A 16,174-nucleotide genomic window follows, 5' to 3' on the forward strand; every position below is an offset into this window, starting at 1 on the left:
TGACGTCAGCCCCTCTGGGCGGCAGTTGTACCCGCCTCATCGAAATAGCGATGCAATCCGCTCAAATCGAAGGCCTGGAGTACCGCTGCGCTGTGATTGCTCAGGATCAGGGTGCGGCCCTGGCGGATCGACTCCTGCTTGGCCAGCACCAGCAATTGCAGCCCGGCGGTGTCCAGTTCGTCGACACTGCCCAGGTCCATTTCCACCTCTTCGGCAAGGGGAAACAACTCCAGCAGCAGGTCCCGGCGCTCGGTCGCGGTGTAGATGGTCAGCGGTCCCTCAAGGACCAGGATCCGACGCAGGCAAGGCACGGTGTGTGGCATGACAATCTCCTTTCCAGGGGGCCCTGGACGGCTACGACATGATCAATTTGGACACGGCACTGAGCATCTGGGCCGGCTGGAAGGGCTTGACCATCCAGGCCTTCGCGCCGATGGCCTGGCCCTGCTGTTTCATCGACTCGGCCGCTTCGGTGGTAAGCATGATCACCGGTGTGAACTTGTAGGCCGGCAGTTGCTTGGCGGCCTTGATGAAGCTGAGGCCGTCCATGTTCGGCATATTCAGGTCGCTGACGATCAGATGAATCTTGCGACCGTCGAGCTTGCTCAGGGCATCTCTGCCATCGCAGCCCTCGATCACTTCGTAACCAGCGCCTTTCAGGGTGATGCTGACCACCTGGCGAATGGAGGCAGAGTCATCGACGATCAAAATGGTTTTGCTCATGGGGGGTACTCCCTAGAAAAAGGTGATGTCGGATGAAGCACTGCCGGCCAAGGGTTTGCCGTGATGAATCGCGTGTTGCTCGGGCATGGTGTAGGTGCTGGCCAGTTGTTCGAGCCAGGCATGGGCGGCAATAGGTGGCGGCGTGGCACCGGCCTCGCTGAGTTGTTGACGTTCGCTGACCTGGTCACGCAGCTTGCCGAGGTCGTTGTTGACCAGGCTCAGCATCTGGCTGACCCGATCCTGAAACTGCAGGGCGACCAGCACCCCGGCGATCTCGCTCGCGACATTTTCACTCTGCTGCTGCAGGCCGCTGCTGGTGTCGACGATGGCCTGGGCGTTGTGCCGAAAATGCTCGATCACCTGGGACACCAGTTGTTCCGAATGGGCCAGGGTCTGCGAATCCTGCTGCGCCTGATGCCGGGACAGTTCGACCGTACGAGCGATCGCCGCATTGACCGTGCTCACTGTCTCGCTGATTTTCAGACCGGTATCACCGGACAGGCTCGACAGCTTGCGCACTTCGTCCGCCACCACCGCAAAACCGCGGCCAGCGTCACCGGCACGGGCCGCTTCGATCGCCGCGTTAAGCGCCAGCAGATTGGTCTGCCGGGCGATATCACCGACAAACTTGGCCATTTCCTGCAACTGTGAGGTGAACTCGGACAGCAGCAGGACCTCCTTGAGTTCCGACTCCTTGCGCAGGAGAGCGCCGCGCAACTCGACCATGATCGCGTCCAGGTCACGCTGACCGACCTCAAGGATCTCCACCAACCTGGTCCCGGAACTCTGCCCGGCGCCCTTGGAAACCGAAGCACTGATATCACCGGACAGCATGGCGAAACGATTGCTGAGTTTGAGAATCGACTCTTCGCTGAGGCTGCGGGCCGCGTCGATCTGGCGGCACCAGATCGGCAGAACCTGGGTACAGACCTCGGCCAAGCCCTCATCCGGCGACACTGGCAAAGGCCTGTTCAAGGATTCGAACGCCTGTTCCTCGCGCCGTTGCACGGAGCTCAAGGTGCGCAGCGCCAGGGTGCCGATCAGCAAGGACCCCACCAGTACTGCGGCACTGCTGCCCAGGGCCAGACCGTTCAGACCGATGCTGAGCAGGATCGCCAGGCAACCCAGGGCGCCACTCAAGACCGCCGGCAGCAGTGTCATATTCACGGGGGAAACCAGTGTCTGTCCTTTCACCTTCGTCTCTCCAGATCAGGATCGCTCAGAAAAACCGGAAGGCCGCTCGGACATCTGCTGAAAGTGGTGTACCGAGGGTTCTGGCTGCCTGGAGAAATAATGGCCCGGTAACATCACCGCACCTATCGGAGCATCCCTATTTACAGCTAGGATTTGCAGGACGGCAGCTAGGACAATCCCTACAAGCACCCTCTGTCCAAAGCGCCTCGAGATTTTTGAAGTTCCAGTTTTTCTCCAGCTCCAGGCCGATGATCGCGTCCTGCCCGCTCGCCAGATCCACAACCTCGAGGGTCACGGGCATACCGCGCGATACCGAATAGAAAACCTTCACCTTGGGAATGAGCAACGAATCGGCGTTCTGTTCCATGACCACCGCCAGACGCTCGCTACGCAGGCGCACCAACGCCCCCACCGGATAGATCCCGACACATTTGACAAAAGCATGGAACACCATCTGGTCGAAGTGCCCATCCCATCCAGCCATTCTGTGGATCGACTCGGCGGGGCCCCAATGGCGACGATAGGGACGATCCGAGGTAATGGCGTCGTAGACATCGCAGACCGCGGCCATGCGTGCGAACAGGCTGATCTGGGTACCCCGCAGCTTGTGGGGATAACCGCTACCGTCGACCTTCTCGTGGTGGTGCAGGCAGACATCCTGCACACGCAAGCTGAAATGATTGCTGTCCAGCAACTGCACCCCGGCCTCCGGGTGCGAACGGATCGTCTCGAACTCGCCGTCAGTCAACTCCGACGGTTTGTTGAGGATCGCCTCTGGTATGGTCATCTTGCCGATGTCGTGCAGCAGGCCGGCGAGCCCGGCATCCTGTACCAGCAGCGGCGGCAGACCCAGCTGGCGGGCCAGGCCGATCATCAATCCACAGACCGCCACAGAATGCATATAGGTGTATTCATCGGCGTTCTTGAGTCGGGCCAGATTGATCAGGGCATCCGGATGGCGCATCAATGAGTCGGAGATATCCCGCACCATGTCGGCCACATGATCCATCTGGATGACCCGGCCCATGCGCAGATCGCCAAACATCTCGATGACCGCGGCCTTGGACCTGGAACAGACGTTGGCGGCCCGCACCAGTTCGTCGCTCATCGCCACCCGCGCGCGCTCAGGCTTGGGCGTGCACGGGAGGGCCGGCGCGATAGGCACAACAGTAGCGACGGCCACATCCGGGGAAAAAGGCTCATGCGGCCCCACCACTGGCGTATCGGCTCCCTTGGAAAGGTCAATCCAGACGCAGGCAATGGACGAATCCCGGACCTTCTCCAGGGTCTGCTCATCCTCAAGCAGAAAGCTTTTTTTCCAGAACGGGTGATCGAGCCAGGGACCGCATAGCTCCTGGATATACATGCCGACGCCCAAATCGGCCACGACGATTTTTTTCAGCACGATCAAGCCCCTTTTCAGGTAGCGACAAGCCCTCGTCGAGTGCTCCGGTGCGCCCCTCGCCTAACAAGCCGGCACGCTGTGGAACATGACGGAGAACCTGACTGGCATGAAAAAATATCGTCGATATGCGGGAGGCCCCGCCATCGGAGCATCCCTATTTCAGGGTAGGGATAACGGGGACAGGGTAGGAAAATCCCTAGCTGGCGACGCCAAAGAGACGGCTTTGCCGACCGCATCAAAGAACGCCTGGCGTTCCGCGAAACGCTCCTTGTCCGAGGCGCTGGGCCATGCGCCGAGGACCACTACCAGCAATTCATGTCGCGGGTCGAAGTACATGGCCTGACCAAAGATACCGAGGGCCTGATGAGTGGTTCAAACCGCAAGGTGGCGATGGGCGTGGTGCATCTGATCGAGATGGCACAGCTGTGGATGGATTCGGTATTGGATAGGCACCTGACTAACGTCAACGGCTGACAGCGTGCCGAGCATGGAGCAACAAACATCAGGAAAGATCAGCAGGTCGCTGATGGATGACCATACGCTGCGGTTCAAACGCAATATCTTCAGCATCAGGCACCGCTAGAACATCGATGCTGCTGGCGTTACCGATTACGTCATCAGCCAGAGCGCCAGCCTTGGGTAAGTGCACAGCCAGACCAGGACTGCTCTGAAACGCGAAATCTTGATCCATGTTGCACCTTCAGGAATATGCCTTGCAGATGCTCCACACTACATCAAGTAGAAGCGTTGTTTCCCATTTGGTAATAATCAGTTATGAAATCCACAAACGCCCTCACCTTGGGCGCCAAGTAGCGGGCTTGTGGATAAATCGCGTAGTAATGCCGCTCACCCAACGAGTAGTTCGGGAGGATCGAGACCAACCGCCCCAGAGCAAGATCGCTGCGCACGGTGGCCTGGGTGAAACAGGCAATGCCGGCACCGGCCAGCGTCGCGGCATGCAAGGCACTGATGGTGTTGCTGCGGAACTGACCGTTTGGCGTGACCTTGACCGAAGTGCCGCGAGCGGAACTCAGCTCCCAATCCGAAGAAGCCCCGATAAACGTCAGCAAGCGATGCTTGTCGAGCTCCTGGGCCGTACGCGGTAAACCGTGGATGCGGATATAAGCCGGAGAAGCCACCAGCACCTGTTTGGAAACCGTCAGGGTGCGGGCGATCAAAGTGGTGTCGGCCAGACCGCTGGCAATTCGTATGGCGACATCAAAGCCTTCGGCCACCAGGTCGACGAACTGGTCATCGCAGCACAGTTCCAACTCGATATCGGGGTAACGCTTCTGGAACCCCGGCAGCCAGTGCGGCAGATCCAATGTACCAACCACCAGAGGCACACTGACCCGCAACAGGCCTTCCGGCCGTTGATGCCCCTGGGCCATGGCCTGGGAAGCTGCGTCGACCCGGTCGAGAATATCGACACAGGCCGCGTAGTACTGCTCCCCTGCCCCGGTCAGGCTGAAGCGCCGGGTGTTGCGGTTGATCAACTGAACGCCCAGTTCAGTCTCCAGTTGCTGCAACTGTCGTGAAATCGTCGAGTGGGTGGTGTCCAGACGTTCTGCGGCGGCAGAGAAGCCCTTGGCCTCGACAATGCAACGAAAGGCGCGCATGGCGGATAACTGGTTCATGAAGCAGGCGTTCCGAAGTCAGGGGTTGATCACTTGACCGGCAAGGCAACGATTTGCGAAGTGGTCAGCACCGAACCGAAGGTGTCTTCGATCTCGGCCAGCGCCGAGTTGTGCAGCTCGTCCTTGCTCACCGAGTGGCCATTGGCGCGGGCGATGGCACGGGTGGCGGTGGCGTCGGATGCTACCACAACGCTGTAACCCAACGGCACGGCGTCACGGCCCGCACCGGCGACACAAGCGTGGGTCATCAGGCCGCTGATGATCAGGGTCTTGACCCCGGCCTTCTTCAGTTGGGCATCCAGGTCGGTGCTGGCGAACACGCTGACGGTGGTCTTCTGAACAACCTTGTCCTGTGGACGCGGCTTCATCTGCGGATGGAAGTCGACAGTCTTGCCGTCAATGCCGAACACCGCCGCACCAGCAGGCGCAATGTGCTGCACATGGATCACCGGGATGTGCTCCTTATCGGCGAAGGCGATCAGGCGCTTGGTGTTTTCCAGGGCCTTCATGCCATCCGGGATCGGCATACGGCCGCTGAAGTATTCGTTCTGGAAGTCGATCACCACCAGGGCGGTGGTTTTCGGGTCCAGGCGGTCGCTCGGCTCGGCACCGAACATGGCGCGGATGGTTGGGTGTTGATTGGTCGGCGCTTCAGCAGCGCAGGCGAACTGGACGGTCCCTAACATCAAGCCCAAACCGACGATTGCAGACTTGAGCACGTTGGAAAACGAACGTTCGGTCTCAGAGGCTTGAAACAAAGAAGCATTGCTCATGATGAAGTTCCTTTTTGGAGATTGGCTAACTGGGACTCAGCTTAAGGAGTAGCCCCTGTAGCAACAACGCACCAATCAGAACAATATCTGTTTGCCATCCACACAAATAAAATCAAGTAACCCGCACGCTCGACACTGCGTTTGTTTTTCTCGCATGCAAAAAAAAAAAAATCCGGAAATCCTCACTTTCGTGGGCTTTCCGGATTTTCTTCTACAACAAATATGGTGGGTCGTGTGGGATTCGAACCTACGACCAATTGGTTAAAAGCCAACTGCTCTACCAACTGAGCTAACGACCCGCTGTGTGGTGGCGCGTATAATACTGATTTCTAACGGTAATTCAACACCTTAAATGAAAAAAATCAAAAATAACGTGTCGGATCACTGATTCCGGCCGCTGCGAAGCCTTCAGCACGTAGCCGGCAGCTGTCACATTTCCCACATGCAAAGCCGTTAGCATCCGCTTGATAGCAGGATACGGTCAGCGAATAGTCGACCCCGAGCTTGATTCCGGCCTGGACGATATCGCCCTTGCTGAGGTTCTGCAGCGGTGCCTGGATGCGGAAACCATTGCCCTCGACACCGGCTTTGGTCGCCAGGTTGGCCAGGGTTTCGAAAGCCTCGACGAACTCGGGACGGCAATCCGGGTAACCGGAATAGTCCACGGCGTTGACGCCGATAAAGATGTCACGGGCTCCGAGCACCTCGGCCCACCCCAGGGCGAGCGACAGGAACACCGTGTTGCGTGCCGGCACGTAGGTCACCGGAATGCCTTCGCTCGGCGCCTCGGGCACGTCGATGCTGCTGTCGGTCAGGGCCGAACCGCCGATGCCGTTGAGGTTCAGGCCGATAACCTTGTGCTCGATGACCCCGAGGTCACGCGCCACCCGCTCGGCCGCCTGCAGCTCGGCACGGTGCCGCTGGCCGTAGTCGAAGCTCAGGGTGTAGCAGCTATAGCCCTCGGCACGCGCCATGGCCACCACGGTGGCCGAGTCCAGACCGCCGGAGAGAAGGATTACCGCTTTCTTGTCAGTGCTTGCTTGGGTGGTCATATCAGCGCCCCGGCTCGTCATTCCATAGGTATTTGTGCAACTGCATCTGCAGGCGTACCGGCAGGTTGTCCGCGACGATCCAGTCGGCCAGCTCACGGGCCGGCAGATCGTGGTGGCTCGGCGAGAACAGCACTTCGCCGGCACGTTTTTCCAGACCGTACTGAATCAGTTTGGACACCGCCCAGTCATAGTCCTCCCGCGAGCAGATCACAAACTTGACCTGGTCGTTGGGGGTCAGCAGCTCGATATTCTCGTAGCGATTGCGGTGCGATTCCTTCGAGCCCGGCGTCTTCAGATCGAGCACGCGACTGACCCGGGTGTCCACCGCCGAGATATCCAGCGCCCCACTGGTTTCCAGGGACACGCTGTAACCAGCGTCACAGAGCTGCTTGAGCAAGGGAATGGCATTGGGCTGGGCCAGCGGTTCGCCACCGGTCACGCAGACATAACGCGGACGGTAATCGGCCACCTGGGTCAGCAGGCTGTCCAGGGTCATGAGTGTGCCGCCGCTGAAGGCGTAGGCACTGTCGCAGTACTGGCAGCGCAACGGGCAACCAGTCAGGCGCACAAAAACGGTGGGCAGCCCAGCCGTCCGCGTTTCACCCTGCAACGAGTAAAAAACTTCGGTGATTCTCAATGTGTCTTGCATAGTCGCCACGGGCGTAACAGCTAAACAGGCCGTCCGCCTCAGTCAGGCACCGCCATGAACCTGCAATCGCACAGTCCAGGACAGCGTGTTTCATAAAAAAGGGCGTGAATTCTAACGAAAAAACCCGCGACAAGCGCGGGTTTCTTCAAGCAGGCCGTCGGCCGTCACATGCGCTGCAGATCGCGCTGTGCCAACTGCGCGGCGGAAGTCCCGGGATATTGGGAAACCACCTGCTGCAGAATGCCCTTGACCTTGTCGGTATGACCCAGGCGACGCTCGACATCCGCCAGCTTGTACAGCGAATCCGGCACCTTGGCGTGCTTGGGATACAGCTGGCTGACCTTGGCAAACGCCTGGCCGGCACCTTGCAGATCGCCCTTGGCCAGATTCACCTCGCCCAACCAGTATTGCGCGTTACCGGCGTACTGGCTATTGGGGTACTTGCGCAGGAAGGCGCTGAACGCCTGGCTGGCCTTGTCGAAGTCCTTGGCCTTGATCAGGTCGAAGGCTGCATCGTAGTAGAGTTTTTCCTTGGCCGGATCACCCGGCTCGCTGCTGGCCGCGGGGGCCTGGGCAGCGGGTGCAGCACCGGCGGCGGCATTGACATTGCCACCGGTTGAAGAATTATCAGGAGCCGCAGCCGCCGGAGCGCCGCCACTGCCTATGCGCCGATCAAGATCCTGGTATCGCTCCAGGTTTTCCTGCTTCATGCGCGCAATATCGTTTTGCAGAACCTCGATCACGCCTTGTTGCTGCGCGAGTTGCTCCTGCATGCGTTGCAATTGGTTGAACAGCTCGCCCTGTGCCGAGACAGGGGCCGAAACCCCTCCCCCGGCATAGGCGCCGTTCGTACCGTAACCCGCAGGCGGATAACTCCCACCGTTACCGGAGTTGTCATCGACCACAGGAACCGCAGCCCACGCCGCAAGCGGCATCAGGCTGAGAGCCAGAACAGTTACAGCACGACGGCACGTTCGCATGACGAATTACTTACGCAGTTCGACGCGACGGTTTTGAGCCCAGGACTGCTCGTCATGGCCAGTAGCTACTGGACGCTCTTTACCGTAGGAAACCAGTTCCAGCTGACCTGGAGCAACACCTTGCAGTACCAGGTAGCGTTGAACGGCTTTCGCACGACGCTCGCCCAGTGCCATGTTGTACTCGCGAGTACCACGTTCGTCGGTGTTACCTTCCAGAACGACTTTAGCGCCGCTAGCTTTCAGGTCCTTGGCGTGAACGTCCAGGGAGCGCATGGCTTCTGGCTTCAGGTCCGAGCTGTCGTATTCGAAGTAGAAAGTGGTGATAGCGCGCAGAGCAGCTTCTTCGCTCAGGGAGCCGTCGACTGCACCAGTGTTAGCGCCGTAACCAGCGTTTGGGTCTACAGCGCCTTGACCGGCATTGTCGCCGCCTTTGGACGAGCAACCTACAGCTACAGCCATGGCCAGAGCCAGCGCAGCAAATTTACCAAACTTCAGCATTTCCATCGTAAAACTCCTAATGAACCCCAGTGTGTTAAGCAAAATCGTAAAGCGCCGCGTCAGTTCAGGTAAGGGGACCAGGAAGGTTCTCTGACTTCGCCTTGAGCGGTAGGAAGCGGGAGCCTTACGCGTCCATTAATGGACACGAGCATCAAGACTCCCCGGCCCTGCTGGGCGGTGGCGTAGATTACCATGGTGCCGTTGGGCGCGACAGTGGCTGACTCATCAAGGTTGGTGTCTGTCAGTATTTTTACTGTCCCACGTTGCAAATCCTGAGCCGCGACTCGGAAATTGGTGAAGCCGTCCTGGCGGTGAATCATCACCAGGGTCTTTTCATCCGCCGACAATTTCGGGTTGGCGTTGTAGTTGCCGATGAAGGTCACGCGCTCCGCACCACCGCCATTGACGTTGGTTTTGTAGATCTGTGGCTTGCCGCCACGATCGGAGGTGAAGTAGATGGTCGAGCCATCCTTGCCCCAGAACGGTTCGGTGTTGATGCCCGGGCCGCTGGTGACGCGACTCATCTGGCGCGTGGCCATGTTCATCACGTAGATGTCCGGGTTGCCGTCCTTGGACAGCACGAACGCCAGGCGGTTACCGTCCGGCGACCAGGCCGGCGCACCGTTGAGGCCTTCGAAGTTGGTGATCTGCTCACGGCGACCGGTATCGATGTGCTGGACGAAGATGCGCGGACGCTTCTGTTCGAACGACACATAGGCGATGCGCTTGCCATCCGGTGCGAAACGCGGCGACAGGATCGGCTCGCGCGATTGCAGCAGGGTCACCGCGCGGGCACCGTCATAGTCCGAGCGTTGCAGGGTGTAACGGGTGTTGTTCACCGAGAAACGCTCAGCCGTGACATAAAGCATGCGCGTGGAGAACGCACCCTTGATACCGGTGAGCTTTTCGAACGACTGGTCGGAGATGTAGTGCGACATGTCGCGCAACTGATCGACCGTGCCCGACACACTGCCGGTCAGCACTTGCTGCTCGGTGGAGACGTTGAACAGCGCGTACTGCACCTGCAGGCGACCGCCGGCCGGAACAATGCTGCCGACCATGATGTACTGGGCGCCCAGGGCCTTCCAGTCACGGTAGATGACTTCGCTGGCCTGGGTCGGCAGGCTGATCATGTTCTGTTTCGGAATCGGCGAGTAGTAACCGGAGTTACGCAGGTCGTCGCCGATGATCTGGGCCATGTCGTCCGGCAGGACGCTACCGCCCTGCCAGCCGAAGGGAACGACCGCGATGGGCGTGGCCCGATCGCTACCGCTGGTGACCAGAATGTTCTTTTCATCCGCCATCGCCATCCCTGCCAGGCAGCAGATCACGACAAGCATTGTTCGAAGAAGGTTTCTCACAAGGCTAGATCCTCAGGTGTGAATGTCATCTTGAAGGAACGATAGGGCGCAAAGTCGCTCGGTTTCATTCCCTGCATTTCCGTCAAACGACCAATATTCTTGACCGCAGCTACCGCCGAGGCGTCAAACGGGCCGTCGCCACTGGACTTGGCTACCGAGACCGTGGTCACCGTACCGTCCGGCAACATGCCGATTTGCAGCACCACCGTCATACCTTTGCGCGCAGAAGGAGGACGTGCCCAACCTTCCGCTGCCCGCGAACGAATCAGATCGTCAAAGCTGCCCGCCGTTTCATCACCCTGCTCATCAGCCAGGGCCTGTTGGCGTTGCGGCGTGTCGGAAAGCAGATCTGCCAGGGCCTGGGCCTTTTTATCTTCGGCGGATTTACGCGCCGCATCCTGCGACTTCTTCTTCGCGGCATCGGCAGCGGCTTTCTTCTTCGCGTCTTCGGCGATTTTCTTCTTCGCCTCGTCAGCTTCGGATTTCTTCTTCGCGTCTTCGGCGGCTTTCTTCTTGGCGTCTTCGACGATTTTCTTCTTCGCGTCTTCAGCGGCCTGCTTGGCCTCTTCTTCAGCGGCCTTCTTGGCTTCGTCGTCGGCTTTCTTCTTGGCTATATCAGCCAGTTCCTTTTTCGCTTCGGCAGCCTTTTTCGCGTCGTCGGCTTTCTTGGCCTCATCGGCCTTTTTCGCCTCATCCGCGGCTTTCTTGGCTTCGTCGGCCTTTTTCGCGTCGTCGGCCTTTTGAGCCGCTTCCTCTTTCTTTTGTTCCGCAGCCTTTATCGCTTCCTGCTCGACCTTCTTCTGTTCCATCTGTTCGACTTCGGTCTGACGCGCAGCGGATTTCTTCGCCTCACCCGCAATCTTCTGATTGGTCTGGGTGGTCGCCTGACTTTTCGATTTCAGCTGATACAGGGTCGCCTGGACAATCGGCTTGGCTTCCGGCAGATCCGGCGTCATGGCAAAGCTGACGAACAGCATGCCAAAGATCAGGATATGCAGGCCGATCGCCCAGACCCAGGGCCAGAAGTAGCTTTCCGAAGCGGACGGCTCTCGCTGTTGGTGCATCAGGGGGCCTCGGTAATCAAGCCAACATTACCGACGCCGGCCTTCTGCAGACCGCCCATGGCACCCATGACGGAGCCATAGTCGACGGTCTTGTCACCGCGAATGAACACCTGGGTACGCTTGCCGCCTTCGGTGCCGGCACGGATGATCTTGGTCACCGCGTCGGTCATCTGCGGCAGGGTCATGGCCCTGTCCTGCTGTTTTTCGGTATCGACTTCGCTGCCAAGGTTCCAGTAGTAGGTCTTGTCAGCCTTGATCGAAATGGTCAGGACCTGGGTGTTGTTGTCCTGCGGCAAGGCTTCGCTGGAAACCTTGGGCAGATCAACCTTCACGCCCTGATTGAGCATCGGCGCGGTCACCATGAAGATAACCAGCAGCACCAACATCACGTCGATGTAGGGCACCACGTTCATCTCGGCGACCGGCTTGCGTTTGTGGCGAACTCGGGCCATGGGGATTTACCTGCTCACTCTTCGCTGGTGTGCACTTTACGGTGCAGGATCGCCTGGAACTCATCGGCGAAGGTGTAGTAACGGCTGATCAGGGTCTCGCCACGGGCCGCGAAGCGGTTGTAGGCGATAACCGCCGGAATCGCCGCGAACAGGCCGATGGCGGTAGCCACCAGTGCTTCGGAAATGCCCGGGGCCACGGTGGCCAGGGTTGCCTGCTGGGCGGTAGCCAGGCCACGGAAGGAGTTCATGATCCCCCAGACGGTACCGAACAGGCCGATGTACGGGCTGACGGAACCGACGGTGGCGAGGAACGGCAGGCTCTGCTCGAGTTTTTCTTCTTCACGGGAGATGGCCACGCGCATGGCACGGGACACGCCTTCCATGACCGCTTCCGGATCGACGCCCGGTTGCTGGCGCAAACGGGAGAACTCCTTGAAACCGGCACGGAAGATCTGCTCCACACCCGAGTCCGGGTCCGGGTTGCTGCCGGCCTGACGGTAGAGCTTGGACAGGTCGATACCCGACCAGAAGCGCTCCTCGAAGCTCTCCAGGGCGCGGCGGCCGGCGCGCAGCAGGTTGCTGCGCTGAAAAATCATGACCCATGAGGTGACCGAGGCGGCCAACAGGATCAGCATGACCAATTGCACCACGATGCTGGCATTGCTGACCAAGCTCCACATGGAGGAATGGTCGACGACGTTAGCTTCCACGCTTTATCTCCTGCTCTAAGTGAGTACCCGCGCCGCTTGTGTCGGCAAAGGCCGAACGCAAGGCTTCTGGAATGGCCCGGGGTTTTAAACTATCGGCGCGCACACAGGCCACCAGGAACCGCCCTTCACAGAGCAGCGTTTCATCATCAGCCCGCCTGACCTGCTGCTTGAAGCGCAGGCTCGCACGGTTCAGCTCAATCACCTCGGCGCTGATCAGCAGTTCGTCGTCCAACCGCGCCGGCGCGTGGTAACGCGCTTCGCTGGAATGCACGACGAACAACAGGTTCTCCCCTGCCAGCGACGATTGGGCAAAGCCCAATGCCCGTAGCCGCTCGGTTCGAGCCCGCTCCATGAACTTAAGGTAATTGACGTAATACACGATGCCGCCGGCATCGGTGTCCTCGTAATAAACGCGACAGCGATGTGCGAACGACTGAACCCCGTTTTGCGCGCGCATACTCTAGTGCTTACTCCTCAGGTTGCCAATCCGGCCAGGCAACTGTTTTTCATCCTTCGACGATTTTTTGCATGAAGATTCGTGACACGTGCCCTTCGGACAACGCAAACCGCGAATAAATCAGCCCCGATTCCGCTTTTACTCGTCCAACGCATCCAGAAACTCGTCTACCACGGGCATTTCACCCAAGCGCGACGGAATATTCAATCCGAAGTGCAGATAGGCATGCCGGGTCACCACCCGTCCACGGGGGGTGCGCATGATGTAGCCCTGCTGGATCAGGTAGGGTTCGAGCACATCTTCGATGGTGTGCCGCTCCTCGCTGATCGCCGCCGCCAGGCTGTCCACGCCGACCGGACCGCCGTCGAACTTCTCGATCATGGTCAGCAGCAGGCGCCGGTCCTGGTGATCGAAACCGTGTTCATCGACATCCAGCAAGTTCAACGCCAGGTCCGCCACGGCCTTGGTGATATGGCCCTTGGCCCGCACCTCGGCGAAATCCCGCACCCGGCGCAACAGGCGGTTGGCAATCCGCGGCGTGCCCCGGGCCCGTCGAGCGATCTCGAACGCGCCTTCCGGGTCCAGCGGCAAGCCGAGAATCCCCGCCGAACGAGTGACGATGGTCGCCAGGTCCGCGGTGCTATAGAACTCAAGACGCTGGACGATACCGAAGCGGTCGCGTAACGGGTTGGTCAACATGCCCGCGCGGGTGGTGGCGCCGACCAGGGTGAAGGGTGGCAGATCAAGCTTGATCGAACGCGCCGCCGGCCCTTCGCCGATCATGATATCGAGCTGGAAGTCTTCCATCGCCGGGTACAGGACTTCTTCGACAACGGGCGACAGGCGGTGAATTTCATCGATAAACAGCACATCGTGGGGCTCGAGATTGGTCAGCAGCGCCGCCAGGTCGCCGGCGCGCTCCAGCACCGGCCCCGAGGTGCTCTTGATCGACACGCCCATTTCCTGGGCGATGATATTGGCCAGGGTGGTCTTGCCCAGGCCCGGCGGGCCGAAGATCAGGGTGTGGTCAAGGGACTCGCCACGCCCGCGTGCCGCCTGGATAAACAGCTCCATCTGCTCCTTGACCGTCGGCTGGCCGATGTACTCGGCCAGGCTCAACGGCCGAATGGCGCGATCCTGGACTTCCTCGCGGTCACGCCCGCCGGAGGCGGTAATCAAACGGTCGGCTTCAATCACTTAGATCATTCCCTTCAGGGCGCGACGAATCATGTCTTCGCTGCTCAGGCCTTTGTCTTTGATGGCCGACACCGCCTTGCTCGCTTCCTGGGGCTTGTAGCCCAGGGAAATCAGCGCACTGACCGCATCGCTTTCAGCACTGGCCACCGGCTGCGCCGGGGCACCGTCCGGCTGGTTGGGCACCAGGGCAAACATGCTCGGCACGGTTTCCCAGGCCTTGAAGCGGTCCTTGAGCTCCACCAGCAGGCGCTCGGCGGTCTTCTTGCCAACGCCGGGCACCCGCACCAGCGCCGAGGTGTCCTGGGCCTGCACGCAGCGCACCAGTTCATCGACCTCCAGGCTCGACATCAACGCCAGGGCCAGCTTCGGCCCGACACCGTTGAGGCGGATCAACTCGCGAAAAAAGTCGCGCTCGCGCCTGCCGATGAAGCCATAGAGTAACTGGGCATCCTCGCGCACCACCAAATGGGTGTGTAGGGTCAGCGGCTCGCCGACCGACGGCAGGCGGTAAAGCGTGGTCATCGGCACCTCCAGCTCGTAGCCGAGGCCATTCACATCAAGGATGAGGTGCGGCGGCTGTTTTTCAGCCAGGGTGCCGCGCAAACGTCCAATCACGTATCAGATCCTTATTTCTGGCCAGACCAGTGGCTGACGACTCGGAACGATAGCGCACTACGTTATCCGGCGTGGCGCTATCGGCAAGCAAAATTGTTTGAGGCGATGATGCTATCAGAGACGCAGGCGACCACCACGGGAACGTGCCGCACCCAGGCCATGGGGCAAGAGACTGGAGCGGGTATGTGCATGGCACAGGGCAATCGCCAGGGCATCGGAGGCGTCGACTTGCGGTTTGGTGGTGAGCTTGAGCAGGTGCATGACCATCATCATCACCTGTTCCTTGTTGGCGCCGCCGGTACCGGCCACGGCCTGCTTGACCTGGGTCGCGGTGTACTCGGCGATCTCGAGGTTTTCCTCGGCGCCGGCGACGATGGCCGCGCCCCGCGCCTGGCCAAGCTTGAGCGCCGAGTCGGCGTTTTTTGCCATGAACACCTTTTCGATGCCCATGGTCACCGGCCCGTAGGTCTGGATCACTTCGCGCACGCTGCGGTAGACGATCTGCAAACGCTCATGCAGTTCGCCACTGCCGGTGCGGATGCAGCCCGAGGCGACGTAAACGCAGCCGCGGCCGGTATCGCGCACCACACCATAACCGGTGATGCGCGAACCGGGGTCGATACCAAGAATTAAAGTCATAACGCCTGCGTTTGGGTCAGCCGAGCTGCTCGGCTACCGATTCGGGAATATCGGCATTGGAGTAGACGTTCTGCACGTCGTCCAGGTCCTCGAGCATATCGATCAGCTTGAGGACCTTTTCCGCGCCCTCCAGATCGAGTTCGGCGCTGGTGGTCGGCAACATGACGATTTCCGCATCCGCCGCCTTGAATCCTGCCGCATCCAGGGCGTTACGCACCGTATAGAAGCCGGCAAACGAGGTGAACACGTCCATCGAACCGTCCTCGTGGGTAACCACGTCATCGGCGTCGGCTTCCATCGCCGCTTCCATCAGCGCGTCTTCATCGATGCCCGGGGCGAAGGACAGTTGCCCCTTGCGCTCGAACAGATAGGCCACGGAGCCGTCGGTCCCCAGGTTGCCGCCACACTTGCTGAACGCGTGACGCACGGCTGCCGCGGTACGGTTGCGGTTGTCGGTCATGCATTCAACCATCACCGCCACGCCACCGGGGCCGTAGCCTTCGTAGCTGAGTTCGACCATATCGTCGGTGTCGGCCGCACCGGCACCGCGGGCCACCGCGCGATCGATGATATCGCGGCTCATGTTTGCGCCGAGGGCCTTGTCCAGCGCCAGACGCAGGCGTGGGTTGGAGCCTGGATCACCACCGCCCTGACGAGCGGCAACGGTCAGCTCACGAATCCACTTGGTGAAGATCTTGCCCTTCTTGGCATCCTGACGTTCTTTGCGGTGCTTGATGTTCGCCCACTTGGAATGACCTGCCATAACTC

The 16,174-nt window shown here is 59.8% G+C and carries 21 protein-coding genes and 1 tRNA gene; 1 reads left to right on the top strand and 21 read right to left on the bottom strand.

Annotated elements, in window-relative coordinates; all coding sequences use genetic code 11:
- Positions 1-5: 5 nt before the first annotated feature.
- From M5B42_RS03760 to M5B42_RS03775, 4 genes are all read right to left on the bottom strand, one after another.
- Positions 6-323 carry an STAS domain-containing protein gene (locus M5B42_RS03760; protein WP_177099968.1) on the bottom strand — a complete coding sequence of 106 codons (318 nt, stop codon included), beginning with the start codon at positions 321-323 and terminating at the stop codon, positions 6-8.
- Between the two features lie 31 nt (positions 324-354).
- Positions 355-723 carry a response regulator gene (locus M5B42_RS03765; protein WP_103498642.1) on the bottom strand — a complete coding sequence of 123 codons (369 nt, stop codon included), beginning with the start codon at positions 721-723 and terminating at the stop codon, positions 355-357.
- 12 nt (positions 724-735) lie between these two features.
- On the bottom strand, positions 736-1,884 hold the full coding sequence (locus M5B42_RS03770; RefSeq protein WP_248745267.1) for a methyl-accepting chemotaxis protein: 1,149 nt from the start codon (positions 1,882-1,884) through the stop codon (positions 736-738).
- 169 nt (positions 1,885-2,053) lie between these two features.
- Positions 2,054-3,322 (bottom strand): HD-GYP domain-containing protein, encoded by a 1,269-nt coding sequence (locus tag M5B42_RS03775; RefSeq protein ID WP_177099966.1) that lies wholly within the window; start codon positions 3,320-3,322, stop codon positions 2,054-2,056.
- A gap of 315 nt (positions 3,323-3,637) precedes the next feature.
- Here M5B42_RS03775 and M5B42_RS03780 point away from each other — a divergent pair, with 315 nt between their 5' ends.
- The gene (locus M5B42_RS03780) at positions 3,638-3,796 is read left to right on the top strand and encodes a hypothetical protein (RefSeq protein ID WP_248745071.1); all 159 of its coding nucleotides are present in this window, start codon (positions 3,638-3,640) and stop codon (positions 3,794-3,796) included.
- A gap of 28 nt (positions 3,797-3,824) precedes the next feature.
- Here M5B42_RS03780 and M5B42_RS03785 read toward each other — a convergent pair whose 3' ends face one another.
- The 17 genes from M5B42_RS03785 to M5B42_RS03865 all read right to left on the bottom strand — a co-directional run bounded on the left by M5B42_RS03785 (position 3,825) and on the right by M5B42_RS03865 (position 16,169).
- Entirely contained in the window at positions 3,825-4,013 is a 189-nt protein-coding gene (locus tag M5B42_RS03785; protein ID WP_248745072.1) for a hypothetical protein, read from the bottom strand.
- Positions 4,014-4,056: 43 nt separating this feature from the next.
- Complete coding sequence (locus tag M5B42_RS03790; RefSeq protein ID WP_248745073.1) at positions 4,057-4,959, bottom strand: LysR family transcriptional regulator; 903 nt, start codon at positions 4,957-4,959, stop codon at positions 4,057-4,059.
- 29 nt (positions 4,960-4,988) lie between these two features.
- The gene (locus tag M5B42_RS03795; protein ID WP_248745074.1) at positions 4,989-5,732 is read right to left on the bottom strand and encodes an isochorismatase family protein; all 744 of its coding nucleotides are present in this window, start codon (positions 5,730-5,732) and stop codon (positions 4,989-4,991) included.
- Positions 5,733-5,955: 223 nt separating this feature from the next.
- Positions 5,956-6,031 (bottom strand) — tRNA-Lys (locus M5B42_RS03800).
- Between the two features lie 63 nt (positions 6,032-6,094).
- Positions 6,095-6,784, bottom strand: a complete 690-nt coding sequence (queC, locus tag M5B42_RS03805; RefSeq protein WP_248745075.1) for a 7-cyano-7-deazaguanine synthase QueC — start codon at positions 6,782-6,784, stop codon at positions 6,095-6,097.
- 1 nt (position 6,785) lies between these two features.
- On the bottom strand, positions 6,786-7,433 hold the full coding sequence (queE, locus tag M5B42_RS03810; RefSeq protein ID WP_100938837.1) for a 7-carboxy-7-deazaguanine synthase QueE: 648 nt from the start codon (positions 7,431-7,433) through the stop codon (positions 6,786-6,788).
- Between the two features lie 164 nt (positions 7,434-7,597).
- A complete protein-coding gene (gene ybgF, locus M5B42_RS03815) occupies positions 7,598-8,413 on the bottom strand; it encodes a tol-pal system protein YbgF (RefSeq protein ID WP_103499431.1) in 816 nt (271 codons plus the stop codon).
- A gap of 6 nt (positions 8,414-8,419) precedes the next feature.
- Positions 8,420-8,917: a peptidoglycan-associated lipoprotein Pal gene (gene pal, locus M5B42_RS03820; RefSeq protein ID WP_100938835.1), complete on the bottom strand. Its 498-nt coding sequence runs from the start codon at positions 8,915-8,917 to the stop codon at positions 8,420-8,422.
- A 53-nt stretch (positions 8,918-8,970) separates the two neighbouring features.
- Positions 8,971-10,251 (bottom strand): Tol-Pal system beta propeller repeat protein TolB, encoded by a 1,281-nt coding sequence (tolB, locus tag M5B42_RS03825; protein ID WP_248745268.1) that lies wholly within the window; start codon positions 10,249-10,251, stop codon positions 8,971-8,973.
- Positions 10,252-10,268: 17 nt separating this feature from the next.
- On the bottom strand, positions 10,269-11,336 hold the full coding sequence (gene tolA / locus M5B42_RS03830; protein ID WP_248745076.1) for a cell envelope integrity protein TolA: 1,068 nt from the start codon (positions 11,334-11,336) through the stop codon (positions 10,269-10,271).
- Positions 11,336-11,788: a protein TolR gene (tolR, locus tag M5B42_RS03835; protein WP_103499434.1), complete on the bottom strand. Its 453-nt coding sequence runs from the start codon at positions 11,786-11,788 to the stop codon at positions 11,336-11,338. Before tolR ends, tolA begins: the two co-directional genes overlap by 1 nt.
- Before the next feature lie 14 nt (positions 11,789-11,802).
- Positions 11,803-12,498, bottom strand: a complete 696-nt coding sequence (tolQ, locus tag M5B42_RS03840; protein WP_100938831.1) for a protein TolQ — start codon at positions 12,496-12,498, stop codon at positions 11,803-11,805.
- A complete protein-coding gene (ybgC, locus tag M5B42_RS03845; protein WP_103499435.1) occupies positions 12,488-12,955 on the bottom strand; it encodes a tol-pal system-associated acyl-CoA thioesterase in 468 nt (155 codons plus the stop codon). The genes tolQ and ybgC overlap by 11 nt, the downstream gene beginning before the upstream one ends.
- A gap of 138 nt (positions 12,956-13,093) precedes the next feature.
- On the bottom strand, positions 13,094-14,152 hold the full coding sequence (ruvB, locus tag M5B42_RS03850) for a Holliday junction branch migration DNA helicase RuvB (protein ID WP_100938829.1): 1,059 nt from the start codon (positions 14,150-14,152) through the stop codon (positions 13,094-13,096).
- Positions 14,153-14,767: a Holliday junction branch migration protein RuvA gene (ruvA, locus tag M5B42_RS03855; protein ID WP_100938828.1), complete on the bottom strand. Its 615-nt coding sequence runs from the start codon at positions 14,765-14,767 to the stop codon at positions 14,153-14,155.
- A 114-nt stretch (positions 14,768-14,881) separates the two neighbouring features.
- Positions 14,882-15,406, bottom strand: coding sequence for a crossover junction endodeoxyribonuclease RuvC (ruvC, locus tag M5B42_RS03860; protein ID WP_152738165.1), 525 nt, complete (start codon positions 15,404-15,406; stop codon positions 14,882-14,884).
- Positions 15,407-15,422: 16 nt separating this feature from the next.
- The gene (locus M5B42_RS03865; RefSeq protein ID WP_100938826.1) at positions 15,423-16,169 is read right to left on the bottom strand and encodes a YebC/PmpR family DNA-binding transcriptional regulator; all 747 of its coding nucleotides are present in this window, start codon (positions 16,167-16,169) and stop codon (positions 15,423-15,425) included.
- Positions 16,170-16,174 lie beyond the last annotated feature (5 nt).

The organism is Pseudomonas sp. MWU12-2037 (assembly GCF_023242345.1).
In the GTDB taxonomy this organism is placed as follows: Bacteria; Pseudomonadota; Gammaproteobacteria; order Pseudomonadales; family Pseudomonadaceae; genus Aquipseudomonas; species Aquipseudomonas gingeri_D.

What these genes read in the sequence shown, in the direction of transcription:
- tolR (WP_103499434.1), bottom strand. Translation starts at nt 11,788, where the DNA reads ATGGCCCGAGTTCGCCACAAACGCAAGCCGGTCGCCGAGATGAACGTG.
- tolA (WP_248745076.1), bottom strand. Translation starts at nt 11,336, where the DNA reads ATGCACCAACAGCGAGAGCCGTCCGCTTCGGAAAGCTACTTCTGGCCC.
- M5B42_RS03770 (WP_248745267.1), bottom strand. Translation starts at nt 1,884, where the DNA reads ATGACACTGCTGCCGGCGGTCTTGAGTGGCGCCCTGGGTTGCCTGGCG.
- M5B42_RS03795 (WP_248745074.1), bottom strand. Translation starts at nt 5,732, where the DNA reads ATGAGCAATGCTTCTTTGTTTCAAGCCTCTGAGACCGAACGTTCGTTT.
- M5B42_RS03785 (WP_248745072.1), bottom strand. Translation starts at nt 4,013, where the DNA reads ATGGATCAAGATTTCGCGTTTCAGAGCAGTCCTGGTCTGGCTGTGCAC.
- queE (WP_100938837.1), bottom strand. Translation starts at nt 7,433, where the DNA reads ATGCAAGACACATTGAGAATCACCGAAGTTTTTTACTCGTTGCAGGGT.
- ruvC (WP_152738165.1), bottom strand. Translation starts at nt 15,406, where the DNA reads ATGACTTTAATTCTTGGTATCGACCCCGGTTCGCGCATCACCGGTTAT.
- M5B42_RS03865 (WP_100938826.1), bottom strand. Translation starts at nt 16,169, where the DNA reads ATGGCAGGTCATTCCAAGTGGGCGAACATCAAGCACCGCAAAGAACGT.
- tolB (WP_248745268.1), bottom strand. Translation starts at nt 10,251, where the DNA reads ATGCTTGTCGTGATCTGCTGCCTGGCAGGGATGGCGATGGCGGATGAA.
- M5B42_RS03765 (WP_103498642.1), bottom strand. Translation starts at nt 723, where the DNA reads ATGAGCAAAACCATTTTGATCGTCGATGACTCTGCCTCCATTCGCCAG.
- ybgF (WP_103499431.1), bottom strand. Translation starts at nt 8,413, where the DNA reads ATGCGAACGTGCCGTCGTGCTGTAACTGTTCTGGCTCTCAGCCTGATG.
- M5B42_RS03790 (WP_248745073.1), bottom strand. Translation starts at nt 4,959, where the DNA reads ATGAACCAGTTATCCGCCATGCGCGCCTTTCGTTGCATTGTCGAGGCC.
- pal (WP_100938835.1), bottom strand. Translation starts at nt 8,917, where the DNA reads ATGGAAATGCTGAAGTTTGGTAAATTTGCTGCGCTGGCTCTGGCCATG.
- queC (WP_248745075.1), bottom strand. Translation starts at nt 6,784, where the DNA reads ATGACCACCCAAGCAAGCACTGACAAGAAAGCGGTAATCCTTCTCTCC.
- M5B42_RS03780 (WP_248745071.1), top strand. Translation starts at nt 3,638, where the DNA reads ATGTCGCGGGTCGAAGTACATGGCCTGACCAAAGATACCGAGGGCCTG.
- ybgC (WP_103499435.1), bottom strand. Translation starts at nt 12,955, where the DNA reads ATGCGCGCGCAAAACGGGGTTCAGTCGTTCGCACATCGCTGTCGCGTT.
- M5B42_RS03760 (WP_177099968.1), bottom strand. Translation starts at nt 323, where the DNA reads ATGCCACACACCGTGCCTTGCCTGCGTCGGATCCTGGTCCTTGAGGGA.